19 protein-coding genes are annotated in these 22,541 nt (G+C 30.6%); 16 read left to right on the top strand and 3 right to left on the bottom strand.

The genetic code is table 11. The features are described from left to right. The first annotated feature begins 2 nt into the window (after positions 1–2). Genes OC535_RS09945 through OC535_RS09935 form a run of 3 tightly spaced genes read left to right on the top strand, consistent with a single transcriptional unit; the run spans position 3 to position 2,547 of the window. Complete coding sequence (locus OC535_RS09945) at positions 3–1,517, top strand: hypothetical protein (protein ID WP_498823722.1); 1,515 nt, start codon at positions 3–5, stop codon at positions 1,515–1,517. A gap of 45 nt (positions 1,518–1,562) precedes the next feature. Further along, entirely contained in the window at positions 1,563–1,871 is a 309-nt protein-coding gene (gene trxA / locus OC535_RS09940) for a thioredoxin (RefSeq protein WP_024721296.1), read from the top strand. A 58-nt stretch (positions 1,872–1,929) separates the two neighbouring features. Further along, entirely contained in the window at positions 1,930–2,547 is a 618-nt protein-coding gene (locus OC535_RS09935) for a hypothetical protein (protein WP_227053448.1), read from the top strand. A gap of 32 nt (positions 2,548–2,579) precedes the next feature. Here OC535_RS09935 and OC535_RS09930 read toward each other — a convergent pair whose 3' ends face one another. Then, complete coding sequence (locus tag OC535_RS09930) at positions 2,580–2,912, bottom strand: P-II family nitrogen regulator (RefSeq protein WP_027089702.1); 333 nt, start codon at positions 2,910–2,912, stop codon at positions 2,580–2,582. Between the two features lie 100 nt (positions 2,913–3,012). Here OC535_RS09930 and OC535_RS09925 point away from each other — a divergent pair, with 100 nt between their 5' ends. The 8 genes from OC535_RS09925 (at position 3,013) to treC (ending at position 13,570) form a co-directional block, all read left to right on the top strand. Further along, on the top strand, positions 3,013–4,194 hold the full coding sequence (locus OC535_RS09925) for an aminotransferase-like domain-containing protein (RefSeq protein ID WP_498823721.1): 1,182 nt from the start codon (positions 3,013–3,015) through the stop codon (positions 4,192–4,194). Beyond that, positions 4,187–4,786 carry an HAD family hydrolase gene (locus OC535_RS09920; protein ID WP_498823720.1) on the top strand — a complete coding sequence of 200 codons (600 nt, stop codon included), beginning with the start codon at positions 4,187–4,189 and terminating at the stop codon, positions 4,784–4,786. Before OC535_RS09925 ends, OC535_RS09920 begins: the two co-directional genes overlap by 8 nt. Before the next feature lie 126 nt (positions 4,787–4,912). Continuing rightward, positions 4,913–6,379 carry a L,D-transpeptidase family protein gene (locus tag OC535_RS09915; RefSeq protein ID WP_034595389.1) on the top strand — a complete coding sequence of 489 codons (1,467 nt, stop codon included), beginning with the start codon at positions 4,913–4,915 and terminating at the stop codon, positions 6,377–6,379. Between the two features lie 177 nt (positions 6,380–6,556). Beyond that, positions 6,557–7,246 (top strand): bactofilin family protein, encoded by a 690-nt coding sequence (locus OC535_RS09910; protein WP_227053444.1) that lies wholly within the window; start codon positions 6,557–6,559, stop codon positions 7,244–7,246. 120 nt (positions 7,247–7,366) lie between these two features. After that, the gene (treR, locus tag OC535_RS09905) at positions 7,367–8,080 is read left to right on the top strand and encodes a trehalose operon repressor (protein WP_024721302.1); all 714 of its coding nucleotides are present in this window, start codon (positions 7,367–7,369) and stop codon (positions 8,078–8,080) included. Between the two features lie 19 nt (positions 8,081–8,099). After that, positions 8,100–9,872, top strand: coding sequence for a MutS family DNA mismatch repair protein (locus OC535_RS09900; protein ID WP_227053443.1), 1,773 nt, complete (start codon positions 8,100–8,102; stop codon positions 9,870–9,872). 166 nt (positions 9,873–10,038) lie between these two features. Beyond that, positions 10,039–11,925: a PTS system trehalose-specific EIIBC component gene (gene treP, locus OC535_RS09895; protein ID WP_498823719.1), complete on the top strand. Its 1,887-nt coding sequence runs from the start codon at positions 10,039–10,041 to the stop codon at positions 11,923–11,925. A gap of 13 nt (positions 11,926–11,938) precedes the next feature. Then, positions 11,939–13,570, top strand: a complete 1,632-nt coding sequence (treC, locus tag OC535_RS09890; RefSeq protein WP_498823718.1) for an alpha,alpha-phosphotrehalase — start codon at positions 11,939–11,941, stop codon at positions 13,568–13,570. Positions 13,571–13,728: 158 nt separating this feature from the next. Here the strand turns inward: treC and OC535_RS09885 are convergent, their stop codons facing one another. Continuing rightward, positions 13,729–15,135: an ISL3 family transposase gene (locus OC535_RS09885; RefSeq protein WP_498823491.1), complete on the bottom strand. Its 1,407-nt coding sequence runs from the start codon at positions 15,133–15,135 to the stop codon at positions 13,729–13,731. Between the two features lie 345 nt (positions 15,136–15,480). Between OC535_RS09885 and OC535_RS09880 the strand changes: the two genes are divergently transcribed. The 5 genes from OC535_RS09880 (at position 15,481) to OC535_RS09860 (ending at position 21,310) form a co-directional block, all read left to right on the top strand. After that, positions 15,481–16,941, top strand: a complete 1,461-nt coding sequence (locus OC535_RS09880) for a DUF1846 domain-containing protein (RefSeq protein ID WP_024721306.1) — start codon at positions 15,481–15,483, stop codon at positions 16,939–16,941. Positions 16,942–17,221: 280 nt separating this feature from the next. Beyond that, positions 17,222–18,001 carry a helix-turn-helix domain-containing protein gene (locus OC535_RS09875; protein WP_498823717.1) on the top strand — a complete coding sequence of 260 codons (780 nt, stop codon included), beginning with the start codon at positions 17,222–17,224 and terminating at the stop codon, positions 17,999–18,001. A gap of 161 nt (positions 18,002–18,162) precedes the next feature. Beyond that, the gene (locus OC535_RS09870) at positions 18,163–19,350 is read left to right on the top strand and encodes an ATP-grasp domain-containing protein (protein WP_227053137.1); all 1,188 of its coding nucleotides are present in this window, start codon (positions 18,163–18,165) and stop codon (positions 19,348–19,350) included. A 2-nt stretch (positions 19,351–19,352) separates the two neighbouring features. Further along, positions 19,353–20,090 (top strand): esterase family protein, encoded by a 738-nt coding sequence (locus OC535_RS09865; protein ID WP_227053138.1) that lies wholly within the window; start codon positions 19,353–19,355, stop codon positions 20,088–20,090. 14 nt (positions 20,091–20,104) lie between these two features. Further along, complete coding sequence (locus OC535_RS09860) at positions 20,105–21,310, top strand: ATP-grasp domain-containing protein (protein WP_227053139.1); 1,206 nt, start codon at positions 20,105–20,107, stop codon at positions 21,308–21,310. Positions 21,311–21,831: 521 nt separating this feature from the next. Here the strand turns inward: OC535_RS09860 and OC535_RS09855 are convergent. Then, entirely contained in the window at positions 21,832–22,356 is a 525-nt protein-coding gene (locus OC535_RS09855) for a hypothetical protein (RefSeq protein WP_024721309.1), read from the bottom strand. Positions 22,357–22,541 lie beyond the last annotated feature (185 nt).

Here is a 22,541-nt window from a genome sequence, read left to right as displayed (position 1 = left end):
ACATGTTAAGCTTATTTAAAAATGATTTAAAACAGTTAAAAGATTTCTTTGTTATTTATATTGGCTGTCTAGTTTTGAATTTTATTATTAGTGGATTATCATATAATCAGGATATTGCTGTAATTACTTTTTATTTGATCGTTTTTGTCTTTACCTTGATCATCCCGACGATCAATTTAAGACATTTGTTCAGTGTGGCTAAAGAAACATATTATAACTCTTTACCTTTAACTAGACTGCAAAGCTTTATGATTCATTACTTAAGCGGAATCATTTGTTTGATTGTTCCAGTTATAATTTATTGCGTTTTACTTCAAGGGGATTTTTTGAAAAATAGTCTAGCGCTGTTATTAATAATTCTTTTGTATTATACATTATCTAATTTATCTGCTTATTTAACGACGACCCTTTTTATGCATATAGTTTTACAGATGGTTATTATCTTTGTACCGATCGTACTTTATTTTAGTTTATCATTGGTATATGCTTCATTTATCAAAGGGGTTGTTTATGACGGGATGTCATTAGATATGATAAGTAGTTTAATGCCCTTTATCAGGATAGCTGCAGCAGCTAGTGTTGATTTAGAATTAAATTATTTTATTTATATCGGATATCTAGTGGTTAGTTTTCTATTAACTTTATATATATGTAAAAATCGTGATCGTAGTAATAATTACCAGGGATTTACTTATAAAATCGTCGCCCAAATAATTAGGCTTATCATCATTATAAGCGGATCATGGCTGTTAGCTTCATTGTTAGGAGTCAGCTCAGCTTCAATAAAAACCTTTGTTATAATAAATATTATTGCAACAGTAATTGTTACTTTTATTATTCAATTCATTCATTTTAAAAGAATTAAATATCAATTATGTATTATTCAATCAGCTTTAATTGTTTTTGTAACAGTAGTTGTTTTTGCGGGCTCTAAAAATTATTTAGAAAATTATATTCCTGATGCAGTTGATGCTGTAGTGATCGATCAAGATGCTGCAGGAGTTAAATCAGATATTCGGATCACTGATGATCAGGAGATTGCTAAAGTAAGCAAGATTCATCAAGAATTGATTGAATCGAGTAGGGTTGATGATCTGCCAAGAAAAATAAATATCACTTATTATTGTTCTAATGGAAGTAAAGTAGTACGTCGGTATTCTGTGGAACATACTGAATATGAAAAAATCGTTAATGAAATTGATAAAAATTTGATTAAAAGCTGGAATGGTAAATATTATCAATTATTGGAAAAGATGGATAAATGCCAAAAAATTGAATTTTTTAATAACGAAAATTATATTATTGATTCAAAAGATGAGTTACAGCTTTTGAAAGAAATATTACAACGTAAATTGACAGACTTTGAAAATGATCCTAGTTTATTAAAAAATGTAGTTTCTGGTGAGGAATTTTGGTGTAATGTGAATTTTAAAAACAGTTCTTCGATGTATTATTATAATACTAATGATCCTATGTCTTTAGCTTTAGCGGATTTTAATAAAATAAAAGCAAATTAGTTGTAATTATTTTAATATCAGGCATAATGTTAATTAGAGGTGAGAATAATGAAAATATTAAATAGTAATGAATTTGATAGTGCTATCGCTAAAGGATTAGTATTAGTTGATTTTTATGCTGACTGGTGTGGACCTTGTAAGATGTTAGGACCAGTATTAGAAGAATTAGCGAATAAAATGGATCAAGTTGATTTTTATAAATTAAATGTTGATGCTTCATCAGATATCGCTGGTCGTTATGGAGTACAGGCAATACCTAACTTGATTATTTTTAAAGATGGTAAAGCGGTAGATCAAATTACAGGTTTTGTTCCTGAAAGCGAGATCGTTAGTCATTTAGAAAAATTACTTTAAACCATGGAAGATTCCATGGTTTATTTATGTTATAATAAAGATGTTAGGAGGGATATAAATGGCACGAAAACCCCTTAAATTAACAAAAAATGCATTAATGCTGATTGGTATGATCGTCTTGGTTTTAGTTGTTTTGATCGTTTTGAATTTTGGTAAAGCAAATAATGAGATTGTAAAACCAGTAGAAGAAGATAAAGAGACATTAAGTTCATTAGTAGTTGAAAATCAGGTTTTAAAAGTAGAACTGCTGGAATTTGTTTCGGCTAAAAATTTTGATGATAGTTATCAGGAAGTAGCGATGGATATTGCTGCCAAAGAAGAAATACGTGGTTATAAAATAAGTACTAAACAGGAATTTAATAAAATTATGCGTTTATTACCACCTGGAGAAGAGTCACCATTATTGAATAACAGTAGTGAGATGCCGACTCATGAGGCTTATATTTTAGTTTTAACGGGTGATATTGCTCAATATAAAAATAGTAAAGGTGAAGATGTTTATCGAATCGTCAATGCCAGATTAGATTATTGTAAACAGTCATTATTATTAGAAGGGGAATATGACAGTGTTTATATTGCTTCGATTGATGGTAAGAAAGAAAAAATGGTTAAAATGGATGATTATAAACAGGCTTTATCTAGTGTAGATGAATATATGTCAATGTTACAATGGTAATGCCCTAGCGTACAGCTAGGGCATTATGCTTATTAATTGTTTAAACCAGCTACAAATGTTAGATCGATGCCAAACATGATACCTGTATTGGGATTATTGATTCCTTTTAAAGTTTCATCAATTATTTTTCTGACTTTAGCAACTTCATCGTTTTTTAAAATAAAGAATAGTGTTTTGCTAGTTTCACGAGGGTCTTCTAGAATGATTCGTAATGATTCGATAATAAAGTTATCGCTGCTTTTTAATGCATTGACCATTCCTTTGCTTTCAATGATCGTGCCACCGGTTATACCATTATTTTGTAAAGCTACTAATAAATCATCTAATTTTTCAGTTTTGTGTAAGACTAAAAATAGTGCCTGCATAAAAAAATCACCCCTTTTAATCATTATAAACTAAACTAATGTGCTTTGCATTAAGAAATGTTTGGTTTATAATAGTCTTATAACATAAGGGGGCAGAAAGATGAAATTTGAATTTTCAAAACGAATCAGCGGTGTTAAGGCATCAGCGGTTAGAGAGATTTTAAAAATGATGAAAGATCCAGAAATTATTAGTTTTGGTGGTGGAAATCCAGCTAGTGAGACTTTTCCGGTTGTTAAATTAAAAGAAATCAGTGATGATATTTTTAATAACGAGCCGAATTCAGTCTTAGAATATGGAATTACAGAAGGTGATAATGATTTTAAAGAAGAAGCAATTAAATTTTTATCACGTCATGGAAATATTGTTAATGATTATGATGGGGTAATGGTAACTTCAGGTTCGCAACAGATCATGGATTTTATGGCAAAGTGCTTGTGTGATGAAGGGGATGTCGTTGTTTGTGAAAATCCTAGTTTTTTAGGGGCGTTAAATGCTTTTAAAAGTAATGGGGTTAAATTAGTTGGGGTTGATATGGATGATGATGGTATTAATATCGCTAAATTAGAAGAAGCGTTAAAAATGCCAAAGAAACCTAAGTTTATCTATTTGATTCCTAATTTTCAAAATCCTACCGGAATTACGACTTCATTAGAAAAACGTAAAGCAATCTATGCATTAGCTAAAAAATATCAGGTTTTGATTTTAGAGGATGACCCATACGGTGATTTAAGGTTTAGAAATAAAGCTATTCCTTCAATAAAATCATTAGATGATGAAGGATTAGTAGTATATGCAGCTAGTTTTTCAAAAATTATTGCACCTGGAATGCGGGTTGCCATCATGGTTGGGCATCAAGAACTGCTTGCTAAATGTACGATTACTAAACAAACAAATGATGTTCATACTAATGCTTGGGCGCAAAGAGTAATGGCGCGTTTTTTGCAAGAAACAGATATGGAGCAGCATCTAACAAAATTACAGCAGGTTTATGATGTAAAATGTAGTTTGATGTTATCAGAAATGGAAAAACATTTTAGTAAGGATTGTAAATGGACAAAACCTGATGGGGGGATGTTTATTTGGGTTACTTTACCAGAAAGAATCGATATGCCAGCTTTCGTCCAAAGAGCATTAAAGCACAAAGTAGCTGTTGTTCCTGGAAATGCTTTTTATGATGATGATAATAAACGCTGTCAGTCATTTAGAATGAATTTTTCAATGCCGACTAGAGAACAGATCATAAAAGGGGTAGCGATTTTAGGAGCTTTAACAAATGATTAAAAATATTGTTTTTGACATGGGGAATGTGATTTTAAGATGGGATCCTGAATATATCGCTAGTAAATTGAGTGCTGATTTAAATGAACAAAAAATAATCAAAAAAGAACTTTTTGAAAGTTTACAGTGGCGTATGCTGGATCAAGGTTTGATTAGCGTAGATGAAGCTTTAAACCAGATATATAGTCAGAGTGATAAACAGTATCATGAAGTACTAAAGTATGCTTTATATCATTGGTATGATTATTTTGAAGCGATTACTGCAATGGAACCTTTGGTAAAAGAGTTAAAGCAAAAGGGTTTTAAAATATATTTATTGTCTAATTGCAGCTTGCAGTTTGATGATTATTATCAAAAAGTATCAGCATTTAAATATTTTGATGATTTTTATCTTTCAGCTCGTCATCAATTGGTGAAACCAGATTTGAAGATCTATCAGCATTTTTTATCGGAGTTTGGTTTAAAAGCAGATGAATGTGTTTTTATTGATGATATTTTAGAAAATGTTGAAGGAGCTAAAAAAGCGGGGATCGAAGCATATTGCTTTGATGGTGAAGTAGATAAATTGCGTTTGTTTCTTGAGAAAAATATTTAGGTTTATAATTATTAATAATTCTTAAAAACACTTTGCTTATAGGTGATTTTAGTTGACAATTAGAGTTAAAATGCTAGAATGCATGTAGAAAGAAAATATAATATGTAAAAAAGGCAAAAGGGAATTATGAATAATATGAGTAAAGGTGAAATGGTTTTAAATAATGGAGATAATAAGCGAAAACGCAAAGTTCGTAAAGAATTTATTGTTATCATGGTTTTATTGATGGCGATTGTTATTGTTTATTTTATAGGGGCTTTTTATTTTAATAAGAAATTTCTGAATGGAACTTATATCAATGATGTAAATGTAAGCGGTCTAACTGTAAGTGAAGCGAATGAAAAGCTTTCGAAAACAGTCGATGATTATTCTTTGGAATTAAAGTTTAATGATGGAACTTCAGAGTTTGTATCAGGTAAAGATTTGGGGATAAAATATAATAGTGATAATGATATCAAGAAAGTTATAAAGAAACAAAGTTCTTTTAATTGGATTCAAGCTTTTTTTACTAAAAAAAATAATTCTGTCAATAATTTAGCGTTACTTGATGAAAATATTTTAAAAGACAAGATCTTATCATTAAATCATTTGCAAGAAGGAGTGCAGGTGGCACCAGAAGATGCAAAAGTAGAATATGTTGACAATCAGTTTACGATTAAAAATGAAGTTGATGGTTCAACTATTGATCAAGAAAAGACATTTGAAGCTATCAAATCAGCTTTTAATGAAGGTAAAACAAGTGTTGATCTACAAGAACAAAAGTGTTATGTAGAACCAGCTGTAAGGGCGAGTGATGCCAAGATTCAGCAATTATATGAAGCTGCTAAAAATTATGCGTCAGCTGTAATTACATATAAAACAAATTCAGGTGATGTTGTTTTAGATGGCAATACATTAATAACTTGGCTTTCGATTGATGAAAACGGCAATTATTATCGAGATGATGATGTTTTTAAAGAAAAGGTTACTGCTTTTGTTAATTCGTTAGCTAAAAAAATAAATAGTGTTGGTGGTACGCGAACATTTGTTGGAGCGAATAATCGCACTATTACTGTAAGTGGTGGTAATTATGGTTTGCGATTACAAACTTCTAAAGAAATAAGTGGTTTATTAGAAGATATATATGCAAATAAAGTAGGGGTTAGAACCCCAGTAACAAGCGGTAAAGAAAGTTCTACTGATAATGGTGGTCTTGGAAATACTTTTGTTGAAATAGATCTAAAAGGGCAGCATATGTGGTATCATAAAGATGGTCAGATAATTTTAGAGTCAGATATTGTTTCTGGGACATATAATGATCCAGAAAGAAGAACACCAGCGGGAGCGTATTATCTTTATAATAAAGAACGTAATCGTGTTTTAAGAGGAACAAAATTGCCAGATGGCACTTGGCCATATGAAACACCAGTATCTTACTGGATGCCTTTCAATAAAGGGATTGGACTACATGATTCATCTTCATGGCGTAGTAAATGGGGTGGAACAATTTACTTGAATAATGGTTCTCATGGTTGTGTAAATCTACCAACTAATATAGCTGCAAAGTTATATGACAATATTGAAGTTAATTGTCCAGTAGTTTGTTATTATTAACAGGTAAATTATTGTTTAGATGTCCTATTTTTGATTGTTTTGTCAATCTTTTAGTGATTAGTTAAGAATTGTATGTTATAATTGAGTAGTGACATTGGCATATGTTATATGTTGAATGTTTGTAATGGTATAGTTAGATTGTAATATAAATATGATTTTAGTGGAGGAGAAGTTGAAATGAGCAACAAAAAGAGAAATATAATGGATATAATTAATAAAGCAGTTTTTGTAGAAGAGGAGATAGAAGAAGTAGTAGAAAAGAAAGATAATAAATCTTTAGCTGAAAAGAAAATTGAAGAAAGAAAAGTAGAATTAAAAAATAGAGAGCCGAAAAAAGTAGAACCAAAACCAGAGAAGAAAGTAGAAAATAAAACTTTTAATGTGCCTAGAGAAGAACCTGTTTATTCTAAACCTCAAAAAGTGCAACCAGAATATGCTGCATCTGTTATTTCATATGGAACTAAGATTTCTGGTGATATTACTTGTAAAGCAGATTTACAAGTTGAAGGTATAATTGAAGGAAATATTATTTGTGATAAAGCAGTAACGATCAAAGGTAAAGTTAAAGGTAATATCAAAGCTGATTCATTAACAACTATCGATGCAACGATCGTTGGTAATGTAAATTGTCAAGGAATCGTTAATATTTTAGGTAAGACTAATTTACAAGGTGATGTTAATAGTAGTGATGTTGTATTAGAAGGTGAAATCAAAGGTAATATCATTGCTGAAAACAGAGTATCATTAAAAGGAACTTCTGTTTTAGACGGAAATACAACTTCTGCTAAAATCATGGTTGAAGAAGGGTCTACAATTATTGGTAGCATTCAAACTGTTTCAAATAAAAAAGGTGATAAGAAAAACTAAGCTGAGCTTAGTTTTTTATCTTTTCTATTAATATTTAAAAGTATCTGTTATAATGTCTAAGTGATTTATAATAGTAACTTTAGAAAGGAGGATGTCGAGGATAAATACTCGACAGATCAGATGTTAAGTAAATATCAGAAGATATCTCAGGATTTAATTAATAAAATTAAGAATCATGAAATAAAAGCTCATACATATTTACCAAGTGAAAACGAATTGATGAAAATGTATAATGCTTCGCGCGATACAATCAGAAAAGCTTTGGATATTTTGCTTAAAAGCGGCTATATTCAAAAAAATAAAGGTAAAGGCTCTTTAGTACTGGATGTTGATAAAATTGCTTTTCCGGTTTCAGGGGTAACTAGTTTCAAAGAATTAGCTAAGACGATCAATGGTGAGGTAAAGACGGATGTTATTGAATTATCGCTTAATCCTGTCAATGAAGTAATAAAACATGAATTGTATATGGATAGTGGTAATTACTATAAAGTTGAACGGGTTCGTGAAATTGACGGGGAGCGTGTGATTCTTGATATTGATTATTTAAATGCTAATATTGTGACTAATTTAACTAAAGAAATTGCTCAAAATTCGTTATATGAATATATTGAAAATGAATTAGGACTAAAAATTAGTTTCGCAAGAAAAGAATTTACAGTTATAAAAGCCACACCAGAAGAAAAAAAACTTATAGATATGAAAGACTTTGATTTATTAGTTTGTGTTAAATCGTATACTTATTTAGAAGATGCAACGCTATTTCAATATACGATATCTAAACATCGACCTGATAAATTTCGGTTTGTTGAATTTGCTAGAAGAACACAATTATAATTTTTAAAGAGAGGAAATTATGGATTATAATGATTATTTATTATTGCAGGATAACATAGGTAAAAGAATTAAAGAAATAGAAAATAGTTCAATAAAAATAGCTGTTTTTCGTTTTATTAGCGGTGCTGCAATGATACTGCTTTTATTGTGTGGTTATTTTTTGAATAAAAATTATTTATATATAGGGTCATTTTTAATGTTAGTGGTATTTGTTTTTTTAGTTTTTTGGCATATTAAAATGGCAGATCGTTTGATTTATTTAAGAGCAAGATTAGTAGTAATTGAAAAATATATTGCCCGCTTTGGTGATAAATGGAAAGATTTTGATGAGGATGGAACTGATTATTTAGAAACGATAACGGGTGTCATGAAAGATCTTGATATTGTGGGGAACAATTCATTGTTTAAGTATTTGAATACTGCGGTTACTTTAAGAGGAAAGAAAAGATTATTGGATAAATTATCAAGAACTGAATTTGATAAAGGTTTAATTATTCAAGAACAAGAAGCGATAAAAGAGTTAGGAAATAAAGATGATTTTGTTATTGATTTTGAAACTTATGGAAAGATGCTGATAAAACCTAAAGTTGTTGAAAAAGTTATTGAGGAATTTATTGCTGGTATTAATGATGGTGATAAAGTAAAAAGCTGGAATGTTGTGAGGTTTATCATACCAATTTTGACATTTATAATTTTAATAATGTTTTTATTTGAAATTGGGTTTAAATTGGCTGTAATAATGCTGCCAGTCTTGATATTTGGTCAATGGCTTATTATGATCATAAATTTTAATAAAAATAGTAATTTGTTTAAACAAATTACAGAATTATCTAAGTGTTTAACAAGCTATCAAAATATTTGCGAATTAGTGGAGCATAACGATTTTTCATCACTACACCTAAATAATCTAAAGAATAAGTTATCGCATTCTAGTCAAGCATTTAAAGAACTGCAGGCAATCGCTTCTGCAATTAAACAACGAAATAACTTATTAGCGGCATTATTGTTAAACGGTTTATTGCTTTGGGATGTTAATTGTCGCGAACGCTATGAAATGTGGGCCAATAAATATGGTACTCAAATAGACCAATGGATCACGGCAATCGGTGAATTAGAAAGTTTGATCAGTCTACAAGTTTTATTAAGAACTAAACCACAAAGCAGTTTTGCGGTTTTTAGTGATGAGCTTTGTTTAACATTTAATGATGCTTATCACCCTTTGATCGATGGTAAACAAGTTGTTGCTAATTCATTTACAATGGATAAACAGGTTTGTGTTATTACCGGTTCAAACATGTCAGGAAAAACAACTTTTTTAAGAACGATTGGTATAAATTTGATATTGGCATATGCAGGTGGACCAGTATTGGCGAAATCTTTTAAATGTTCATTGATGAGAATTTACACATCAATGCGTTTAGTAGATGATTTAAGTGGTATTTCAACGTTTTATGCTGAATTATTAAGGATCAAAGAAATAGTTGAAGCTAATAATAAAGGTGAAAGAATGATTGCTTTGATTGATGAAATCTTTAAAGGAACTAATTCTAAAGATCGAATATATGGAGCAACGGAAACAGTCAAACAGTTATCTTCAAAAAATATATTTACTTTTATCACGACCCATGATTTTGAATTATGTGAATTGGAGAATCAAATTCCTTGTGCTAATTATCATTTTAGTGAGTATTATCAGGATAATAAGATCAGGTTTGATTATTTGATAAAGAAAGGTCGTTGTCAGTCGACTAATGCTAAATATTTATTGCAAATGGTAGGTATTACAAAATAGGTCATGAAAATAATTTTAAAGTAGTTGAAGTATCGTCAAGGCGATACTTTTTTAGTGTAAAATAATTAAATATAAAATATTTATTTTGGTATTGACATACATGTACGTACAAGTTATAATAAGTTTGTAAAAGATGTACGTACAAGTTTAAAGGAGAGAGAAAAAGGTGGGAAAATTTAGTAGTGATGCCAAAAAATTATTGGACTATGTAGGTGGAAAAGAAAATATTAAAGCTGTTACTCATTGTGTAACAAGAATGCGTTTTGTATTAGTTGATCCTGCTAAGGCAGATGTTGATAAGATTGAATCGCTGGACGTGGCCAAAGGAACATTTACCCAATCAGGACAATTTCAAGTTATTATCGGTAATGAAGTTCAAGAATTCTATCAAGATTTTGTGGCTATAAGTGGAATTGAAGGAGTTAGTAAAGATGCAGCTAAAGAGGCTTCAAAATCTAGTCAAACCTGGTTACAGCGAATGATGGGGAATTTAGGTGAAATTTTTGCACCATTGATTCCAGCCCTTATTTGTGGGGGATTGATTTTAGGGTTTAGAAACATCATTGGAGAAATCAATTTTTTTAATAACGGAAGTCAGAGTTTAGCCGATGTTTCGGTATTTTTTCAAGGGGTATATGATTTTTTATGGTTGATTGGTGAAGCGGTTTTTCATTTGTTACCAGTAGGTATTGTCTGGTCGATTACTAAGAAGATGGGAACGACGCAAATCTTAGGAATCGTTTTGGGATTGACGTTAGTATCACCACAGTTATTGAATGGTTTTTCGGTTGCTGGTGCTACAGATATTCCCGTATGGGATTTTGGGTTTGCTCAAGTGCAAATGATTGGCTATCAAGGTCAGGTTATCGCCGCAATGATGGCAGGATTTGTACTAGCTTATCTAGAAATATTTTTTAGAAAGATCACACCAGCAGTTATTAGTATGATCGTAGTACCATTTTGTTCGTTGGTGCCAGCGGTAATTATTGCTCATACAGTTGTTGGTCCAATTGGCTGGGTAATTGGTAATGGAATTGCCGATGTAGTTTATAGTGGTTTAACTTCATCATTTGGAGTCTTATTTGCTGCAGTATTTGGATTAATTTATGCACCAATCGTTATGACTGGTCTTCATCATATGACTAATGCTATTGACACTACTCTTACGAGTATGTTTGGTGGGACGATTCTTTGGCCAATGATTGCTTTATCTAATATCGCTCAAGGTTCAAGCGTTCTGGCAATGTCATTTCTACAAAAGAAAAATGAAAAAGCCCAACAGGTAAACGTACCAGCTTGTATTTCTTGTTATTTAGGGGTTACTGAACCGGCTTTATTTGGAGTCAATTTAAAATATGTTTTTCCTCTTGTCTGTGGTATGATCGGATCAGCGCTTGCAGCAGTGATTTCAGTAGGGTTTGGAGTACAGGCATACAGTATTGGGGTAGGAGGATTACCAGGTATTATTTCTATCAAATCAGAAGACTGGTTAGTTTTTTTAGGAGCAATGCTAGTTGCTATAGTTGTACCATTTAGTTTGACTTATATTGTTGGTAAAAAGAAATTAAGTGATCTTGAAACTGAGGGGAAGAAAGTCAGTGAAGAAGTGACCTTTGTTTCACCTTTTCAAGGTAAGATGTTATCTTTAAATGAAGTTGATGATAAAGTTTTTTCTGAGGGATTGATGGGTGATGGTTTTGCTGTGGAATTAAGTGATGGCAAAGTTGTAGCACCATTTGATGGCAAAGTAATTATGACTTTCCCGACTAAACATGCATATGGACTAAGACGTAATGATGGTGTTGAAATACTGCTTCATATTGGAATGGATACAGTTGAATTAAAAGGTGAAGGATTTGAAAGTTATGTAGAGCTCGATCAGGAAATCAGCTCTGGAGATGTAATATGTAAGGTTGATTTAGATTTGGTTAAAGTTAATCATAAATCTTTAGTTTCACCAGTCGTTTTTACTAGTGGGCAAAAGATTACATTGTGTAAAAAAGATCAAAATATAAAGATATTAGAAAAAGATATTATTAATATTGATAATTAAGGAGCTAAAAGAGATGTATTATGGAAATAAAGTGATTTATCAGATTTATCCAAAATCGTTTAATGATAGTAATCATGATGGAATTGGTGACATTAATGGTATTATTGAAAAATTGGATTATTTAAAAGATTTAGGGATCGATATGATCTGGATGTGTCCAATTTTTTCTTCACCACAAAAGGATAGTGGTTATGATATTAAAGATTACTATTGTATTGATCCGATATTTGGTACGATGGAAGATTTAGAAAATTTAATTGCCGAAGCTAAAAAGCGAGATATTTATTTGATGTTTGATATGGTTTTTAATCATACTTCTACAGAACATCAATGGTTTAAAGAGGCTTTGAAAGGTAATCAAAAATACAAAAACTACTACTTTTTTAAAAAGGGGAAAGGTGATCGTTTACCAACTAATTGGGATTCTAAGTTTGGCGGAAAAGCTTGGAAATATGTTCCTGAATTTGATGAGTATTATTTACATCTTTATGATGAAGGACAGGCTGATTTGAATTGGGAAAATGAGGAAGTCAGAAATGAATTGATCAAGATCATTAATTTTTGGTTAAAGAAGGGAATTCGTGGTTTTAGGTTTGATGTTATCAATAATATTGATAAACGTGCTTTTGAAGATTGTCCAGAAGGTATTGGTAAACAGTTTTATTGTGATCAACCTAAAGTCCATGATTATCTTCATGAACTTAATAAACACTCATTTGGTAAAATCAAAGAATGTATTACGGTTGGCGAAATGTCGGCTACAAGTGTAGAAAATTGTATTGGCTACACAAATCCTGATAATCAGGAACTTGATATGGTCTTTAGTTTTCATCATTTAAAAGTTGATTATTTTAATAAAGAAAAGTGGACTATTATGCCTTTTGATTTTCAAGAACTAAAAGAATTATTAAATACCTGGCAGGTAAAAATGCAAGATGGTAATGGCTGGAATGCTTTGTTTTGGAATTGCCATGATCAGCCACGCAGTGTCTCTAGATTTGGTAATGATCAAAAATATCGTAAATTATCAGCAAAAATGTTAGCGACGACAATTCATTTAATGCGGGGAACACCATATATTTATCAAGGTGAAGAAATTGGCATGACAAATCACTATTTCACCGATATTAAACAGTATCAAGATGTAGAGAGTATCAATGCTTATCATATTTTAAAAGAACAAGGGCTTGATGAAAAAGAGATCCATAAGATCTTACAAGAAAAATCACGTGATAATGCTAGAACACCAATGCAGTGGGATAATAGTATCAATAGCGGTTTTTCTGATGTGAAGCCATGGCTGGAAGTAAATGAAAATTATCATGAGATCAACGTTGAAAAAGATTTACAGGATAATGAGTCGATTTTTAAGTATTATCAAAAATTAATTAAATTAAGGAAAGAGTATAAGATCATTAGTGAGGGAAAATATTTGCCAATGATGAAAGATCATCCACAAATATTTGCTTATAAACGTATTTTGGATGATCAGGAGTTAATTGTTTTGAATAATTTTTATGATCAGGAAGTATCTTTAGATTTAGATTTAAGTGATTATCAAGTATTGATCAATAATTATGATGATATTTGTAGTCATTGTTTAAAACCTTATCAAAGTATCGCAATTATTAAAACAACATCTTAATGGTGTTGTTTTAAGGGTAACCAAATAATTTAGGGGGAAAGCCAAATTATTTGGGGGTCAACTTTAGGGGGCAACCTAAAAAATGTATAAATAAGTTTAAAGGAACAACCAAAAATTTGACAGTTGTTCCTTTTCTCTTGTCCAGATACTTTTTTATTTTATTTTTTAAATTTATAAACTTCTTTTTTTGATTTTGGAGTAGAGAGAACAGGTTCGTTTTTTCTGTTTGCCCAAATTAATCTGCTACGAGCATATTCAAAGTTTCTTAATCCTCTGGAATTTCTTTTGAAATCCTTTGGTGTTCTATTATAGCCTTCCATAGGTCCATTAGACAGTCTTCTTTCGTTACCATCATTATCAGTGATATAAATAAAAGAATTGATGATTTCCTGTTTATGTTTTTTTAATAGGTCAGAAAATTCTCTAAACATAGCTAATGATGAATGAGAATAGAGAATAATCAGATCATTTAAAAGAACAGCGACTTTGTTTAAATCTTTTTCTTTTGTTTGGTTGAATTCGATATATTTTTCTTTTAGGCGTCTAATATTTATAAGGTTTTTATCCAGCTGAAAAAACATTTTTTCATAGTCATAAGTGTTTAAATAGGCTTTGAGCTTATGATTATATCTTGGTCTGTCCTGATAGTCTATATTCTCTACATTTTGTAATAATAGCCATTTAAAGTTGTTGAGTAAATACACTTCTTTAGAAGTAGGCATGTTTTTAAAATCTATGGGTCTGTTATTCTTTTTGCAGGATTCTTCATAGAGTTTTTTATCTCTTGCCTGAAATTTCTTTTTGATATCATTAATATAGTTGTTGATCTTTGTAAGGATCCAGGCAATAACGTGAAAACTGTCAATAACAGCTATACTATTAGGAAAATAACGTTTTGTATAGTTGATATAGGGATTATACATATCACAGATAAGATATTTGACCTTTTTGCGTTCATCTAATGGTATAGACAAAAAATAAGCATTTGTCGTTTCTTCCCATCTGTTAGGGAGAATATCAACAATTTCTAAAGTATTAAAATCTATAATGACCAATGCATAGCGATGTCTGTAATCTATATCTAAAAATACTTCATCAACAGATAGAGTTTCAGGCAAAGGAAGACGTTTGATATCCAAATATTGAAGAAAAATATAGTGTACAGCAGTATCGGAAATATTATATTTTTTAGCCACATCAGCTGTCGTGATATGAATATTTTTCATCTCGTTAAGGATCATATAAGGGGTTATATTGGAAGACTGTTTGTATTTACTGATAAAGTTAAACTGATCATTGAAGTAAAGATTGCATTGAGGATTGGTACATCTCCATTTTCTTTGAGTAACATAAAGTATCAGCTGATAGCCATCCTGTAAAATTGGATGATTGATTTTTCTGATGTATCTGCCTTTTGAATGCATTCTTGAAGCACAGGCAGGGCAATATTCAACTTTAAGAATTTTTTCAAGATGAATCTCTTTAACATTTCCATCAGTTAAAACTTTGGTAATGATTATATCTTTATCTTCAATGTTTAAAAATTTCATGATATCATTATTCATATAGTTCCTTTCATAGTATCTAGACAATATTCATGATAAAGGAACTAAAAAAACAACAACTAGTATCATTTCTAGCTGTTGTTTTTTTAATAGTTATTTTGTAAGACCATCCCCCTAAAGTTGACCCCCAAAGTAGCCCCCTAAAGTTGTGACCCCTAAATTATTTGAATAGCCTGTTTTAATAATTTTTTATTTTTATATAAAATTTAATGCAAAATCGTGCAATAATTACATAAATAAAGTAGAATACAAAAGATAAAGTTTAAAATTAACGAAAAATTAAAACAATAAATGTATAGAGGAAAGGAGAAATATAAACCTTTAGGGGTTATATACAAATAATATATGAAAATAGGATTTGATAATGATAAATATTTAATGATGCAATCATCACACATAAAAGAAAGAATTGCTCAATTTGGCGATAAACTATATTTAGAATTTGGTGGTAAATTATTTGACGATTATCATGCTTCTAGAGTGTTACCAGGTTTTGCACCGGATAGCAAATTGCAAATGTTATTGCAATTAAAAGATCAAGCTGAAGTCGTTATTGCTATTTCAGCCAGTGATATCGAGCGGAATAAGGTACGTGGTGATCTAGGGATAACTTATGATAACGATGTTTTACGGTTGATTGAAGTTTATCGTAGTAAAGGATTATACGTTGGAAGTGTAGTTATTACTCAGTATGATGGACAAAAAGCTGCTGAGGTATTTAAAAGCCGTTTAGAAAAAAGAAATATCAATGTTTATTTACATTATTTGATCGATGGCTATCCAACAAATACTAAAAAGATCATCAGTGAAGAAGGTTTTGGTAAAAACGATTATATTGAAACAACAAAACCTTTAGTAGTTGTAACAGCTCCAGGTCCTGGTAGTGGTAAAATGGCTACTTGTCTATCACAGCTGTATCATGAACATATTAGAGGAATCAAAGCTGGTTATGCCAAGTTTGAAACATTTCCAATTTGGAGTATTCCTTTAAATCATCCAGTTAATTTAGCTTATGAAGCAGCAACAGCTGATTTAAATGATGTCAATATGATCGATCCTTTTCATTTAGAAGCATATAATAAAGTTACTGTAAATTATAATCGTGATATAGAAATTTTTCCGGTTTTAAAAAATATGTTTGAAGAAATCTACGGGGTTAGTCCTTATAATTCACCAACCGATATGGGGGTCAATATGGCTGGTTTTTGTATTAGTGATGATGAAGTTTGTAAAGAAGCTAGTCGTCAGGAAATCATCCGTCGTTATTACCATACTAGAAATCGCTATGTTAAAGAAGAATGCAGTTTAGATGAATTTAATAAGCAGGAACTAGTCATGAATCAAGCTAAAGTTGTTGTTGAAGATCGTCGTTGTGTTGCAGCAGCGAATGAAAAAGCAAAAGCAGTAAATTGTTATGCTGGAGCTATTGAGCTGGATGATGGTACGATCATTACTGGTAGAACGACCGATTTTATGGGATCATGTTCAGCTATTTTGATCAATGCGATTAAATATTTAGCTAAGATTCCTGATGATGCGCATTTGATTTCGCCATCGGCATTTGGACCAATACAGCATTTGAAAACAGAGTATTTAGGAAGTATTAATCCTCGTTTACATAGTGATGAGGTATTGATTGCTTTATCGTTAAGTGCTGTTGATAATGAAAATGCTAGACTAGCGTTATCACAGTTACCAAAATTAAAAGGGACACAGGCACATGTTACTTCTACGATAGGGCCAATGGATTCTAAGATATTTAGCAGTCTTGGGATTGAAGTGACTTATGATGCTAAAAAACAATAATATGTTTTAGATCGATATTAAAGAAAATGGATTGTTTCATGTACGAAACAATCCATTTTTCAGAAAGGAGGTGTATTACACCATACAAATGTATCATCTAAGATTATAATATATGTTAATTAAAAAAATTTCAATAAATATGATAATTTATTGTTATCATAATCAAATTTGTATTATAATAAGTTAAATCGCAACCAATGGTTGCATAGATGATAACTAAAATATCTAGAACAACTAAACATTTTTTGTCATAATAAAAGTGTTTAAGGGAGGTATATGTGTGAATATAGAAATTGCTAATCGTTTAGTCAAATTAAGAAAAGAAAATAATCTTTCTCAAGAAGCTTTAGCAAATAAATTAGGAGTTAGTCGTCAAGCTGTAAGTAAATGGGAACGTGCTGAGGCATCTCCGGATACTGATAATCTTATTTTATTATCAAAGCTTTATGGCATTTCTTTGGATGAATTATTAAAAACGGATCAGGAAGAGTTTGAAAGTGGCAATAATAGAACAGAAAAGACAGATACTTTGAAGGAAGATAAGGTACATATAAGCTTAAAACATGGAATCCATGTAAGTGACAAACATGGTGATGAAGTTCATATTGGCTGGGATGGTATCCATGTTAAAGAACATGCTAAAAACCAAGATATTCATGTTGATAGCTCTGGAGTAAGGGTCAATGATAAAACGTATAGTCATGATGAGTGGAAGAAACAGCATAAAGATGATGATTGGTCTCATTATTATGAAAATTATACAAAATTTCCGTTTGCTTTGATTATTATCGTTATTTATTTGATCATGGCGTTTTACACAGGAAATTTTCATCCTTTATGGATAATGCTGTTATTGATTCCGATTATTGAAGGAGCAATAGGTGCAATCAAACATCGTGATTTAAATCGTTTTCCATATCCCGTATTATTGATTTTATATTTCTTATATGAAGGTTTTTGTTATGATATTTGGTCACCAACATGGGTAGTGTTTTTAACTATTCCAGTTTATTATGCTTTGGTGAATTATTTTAAATATCGTCAAAAAAATAAAAAATAACGGAAAGATTTTTTACAGTTGATGAATAAATCAGCTGTTTTTATTTAAAATGTTAAATATAGTAGTTTATGATATTTTATTTTTGCTATATATTTTACTTCTATGTTATAATAAATTAAACAATGGTGAAAACCATTGGAAAATAGAAAAGGAGGGGGCTTATGAACTTTTTATTTATTTCACCTATGTTTCCTAAGTCATATTGGCACTTTTGTGATCGGATGAAACAGCGTGGTGTAAATGTATTGGCAATTGGGGACATGCCATCAGAAAGTATAAGTGACGAGTTAAGAAATTCAGTAACTGAATATTGTTATGTAAACAATATGGAAAATTACGATAATGTATATCGTTGTGTGGCATATTTAGCTAGTAAATATGGGAAAATTGATTGGTTAGAATCTAATAATGAATATTGGCTGGAATTAGATGCTAGACTTAGAACGGATTTTAATATCAATACGGGAATGAAAGAAGACGTGACTAAGATTTTTAAAACAAAATCAGGAATGAAAGCTTATTATGAAAAAGCAGGGGTCAAAACAGCACGTTATCATCTTGTTGATACTATTGAAAATGGGAAAAAGTTTATTGCTGAAGTTGGATATCCAGTAGTTGTTAAACCGGATAATGGTGTAGGAGCTGCTGCTACATATAAGTTGAATAATGATCAAGAGTTAGAAGATTTTTATCAAATTGATCATATTACGCAATATATTATGGAAGAATTTGTCAATGGTTTGATTATTTCTTATGATGGTATTGCTAATAGAGAGCATGAAGTATTATTTGAGACTTCACATGTTTTTCCTAATTCGATCATGGATGTCGTAAATGATAATAGTGATATGCATTATTATTCTTTAAGAAAAATTCCTGATGAATTAGTTAAATTGGGAAGAAGTGTAGTCAGGGAATTTCCTGTCAATGGTAGATTTTTTCATTGCGAATTTTTCCAATTATTAGAAGATCGCCCAGGATTAGGAAATAAAGGAGATTTCATTGGCTTAGAAGTCAATATGCGACCACCAGGAGGTTATACACCAGATATGATGAACTGGGCTAATGATATTGATGTTTATAAGATCTATAGTGATATGGTTATTTATGATAATAGCGATTATTATACAAATCGCCCTTATCATTGTGTATATTGTGGACGACGTGATGGTAAGAATTATTATTACAATAATGATGCTCTTGTGGCAATGTTTGGTAGTCATATTGTAATGAATGAACGGATGCCGGATATTTTATCGGGGGCAATGGGAAATTATACTTATACAGCACGTTTTGAGACGATGGAAGAAGTTAATGATTTTATCGATAAGGTATTACAGGAGGCATAGTGATGAAAGTTGAATATTTTAAAGAATACAGCAATTGTTTAAATCGTGAAATGGAATTTAAAATTTATGGTCATACTGGAATTCCTTTATTAGTTTTTCCGGCTCAAGATGGGCATTTTTATGATTTTGAAAATTTTGGGATGATCAATGTAATCGCTGATAAAATTGAATCAGGTCAAATTCAAGTATTTTGTTTAGATAGTATTGATGGTGAATGCTGGTCTGATGAAGGTGGCGATAACCAACATCGTACATATATGATGGAACAATGGTACTATTATGTAGTAGATGAATTAGTACCAAGAATCTTTGATATTAATGGAACTGGTAAACTCATTTATACAACAGGATGTTCAATGGGGGCAACTCATGCAGCAAATTACTTATTTAGAAGACCAGATTTATTTCAAGGATGTATTTGTTTAAGCGGTTATTATGATAGTGATCTATTTTTTGGTGATTATCATGATGAAATCTTATACAACAACAGTCCAATTCAATTCTTAAATGGAATGTCTTATGATCATCCATATGTTGAAATGTATCGTCATCGTGATATTATTTTATGCTGTGGTCAAGGTGCATGGGAAGATGAAATGATTTATTCTACAACAAGAATGAAAGAATTGTTGGATTATAAAGATATTCCTGCGTGGATCGATTTCTGGGGTAGAGATGTTAATCATGACTGGGACTGGTGGCAAATCCAGTTACCGTATTTTTTAAATCATATTTTATAAAAGGGGGATATTAGATGAATGTAGTGTTTATTTCACCTCATTTCCCATTATATTTTCATAATTTTTGTTCACGCTTAAAAATTCGTGGTGTGAATGTTTTGGGAATTGGTGATGCAAGTTATCAGGAAATTAGTAAAGAGACTAAAGATAGTTTAAGTGAGTATTATCGAGTTGATAGTTTAGAAAATTATGATGAAGTTTATAAAGCTGTAGCTTATTTTATTAGTAAGTATGGTAGAATTGATTTTATTGAAAGTCAAAATGAGTACTGGTTAGAAACTGATGCGCGGCTTAGAAGTGATTTTAATGTTAATAGTGGTACTAAATTTGAAGATTTGGCGGTAATGAAATATAAATCAAAAATGAAAGCTGTTTATCAAAGTGTTGGTTTAAATGTCGCTAGATACTGCTTGATCGATACTTTTGATAACGCATTAGCTTTTGTTGAAAAAGTTGGATATCCAGTAGTAGTTAAACCTGATAATGGTGTAGGAGCAACATCAACATATAAATTAAATAATCAGCATGAGTTAGAATATTTCTTTGCAACAAAAGATGATCGTGTTTATATTATGGAAGAATACGTAAATGGTCATGTTGAAACTTATGATGGAATCACAGATTCTAAAAAGAATGTTTTGATTGCAAATAGTACGATTATGTTGAATTCAATTATGGATAATGTTAATGATCATTGTGATACAGCATTTCAAAATCGAATTGTTGCAGGAACAGACATCGAAGAAGTAGGTCAAAAAGTTGTTAAAGCTTTTGATACTAGAAGTCGCTTTTTCCATTTTGAATTTTTCAGATTAGATGCTGATAAAGAAGGTCTAGGGAAAAAAGGTGATTTAGTAGGACTTGAAGTAAATATGCGTGCTCCAGGAGCATACATGCCAGATATGATCAACTTTAGTTATGATAGTGATGTTTATACTGTATGGGCAGATATGGTTATTTATGATAAATGTTATTTAGATTTGAAACAACAATATCTAGTAGCTTATATAGGGCGGCGTGATGGCTTCAGCTATCTACACGATAATAATCAATTAAGAAATCAATTTAAAAATGATATCGTTTTAGATGTTGATGTACCTGAGGTATTAAGTGCAGCCATGGGAAATCATGTATTTATGGTTAGAAGTGATAATCAGGAACATCTTGATTATATGATTGATGAGTTTTTAAGAAGAAGCGATGGAAGTAATTGGAGATAGTCATAAAAATAGTCAATGAAAATATAAATTTCATTGACGAGATATAGTGAGAAAAGTATTGAAATCATTGATTTTGATACTTTTTTATTTAAAAGATTTTCATAAATATCTTGATTGTTTATGTCTTTTGTAATATTAAAATTGAAAAATAAAGGATTAAAATATGCGGGGATAAAAAAATATTAGATTATTAAAAAAAAGTCTTCCATTTTTTGTCAAATATGTTATAATAAAGATGGTTCAGATAATGAACCACTTTATCCCAAATGTGCTCTCGCACAAAACGAAGGGAGAGCGAAAGCTCTTCCCTCCCCACAAAGTTAGAGCAGTTCTTTAACTTTTTATTAATAAACTATATGTATTGTATTTAGATTTATAATTCTATTATCGGTAATTTTTTATGAGTTGCATAGGTGACGGAATAAACTGCGATGAACCAATAGAAAGGTGATCCTAACAGATCCCCTTTTTATTTTTTATAAAAAAATTAGATAGTCAATTTATTTACAAAATATGTTATTTTAATAACATATTACCTCTCCCGAACCTTCGATATATACTCCATCACTCATAGCATTAACAGGTGCTATTTCAATATAGTAATTAATATCAGTTGAAAAACCTGAACCTAGAAATTTAGTTAAATTTAAACTGATTGGTGCATAAAATGTAGCAATATTATTTGAATGTGGCCAAGCAGATCTACGTAAATTAACTGTAAATTCACCGCTTTGACCAGATACTTCATTGCCGTTTGCATAAACATATTTAGTTTTATAACACGTTATTTTTACACTTGTTGTATTGAGTTTAAAACTTTCAGAATTAACAAAACTATGAATCTTAAATTTAAAACTCTTTGCAGTACTTCTTGTGTTATTCCATTGGAAATATTCTCCAGTTTCACTGTTATAGTAATTACCAAATTCATCATAATTGCTTTCAGTAGTGATATTTTGAGTGTCTAGTTGTAATGCTCTAACGCTTGAACACGAAATTATAAAAGATAAAATAATAGATAATGATACTGATAATATTTTTCTCATAATGATTTTTATCCTTTCTTGCAAAATATTGATTATTAAAGGTTTACTATATGGTTATGACGGTTCATTCTAAATTGTAAATAAATTAGATAACTATCTATCACAATTTTACCATTTTTGATATTATATTACAGAGAAAATTAATGAATGGTATTAAAACATCATCAATGGTATGATGATAGTTT

The organism is Clostridium sp. Marseille-Q5894 (genome assembly GCF_946902305.1).
Taxonomy (GTDB): Bacteria; Bacillota_I; Bacilli_A; order Erysipelotrichales; family Coprobacillaceae; genus Thomasclavelia.
The sequence above is the reverse complement of the archived record's forward strand: the minus strand, read 5'-3'. Positions and strand labels throughout refer to the sequence as shown.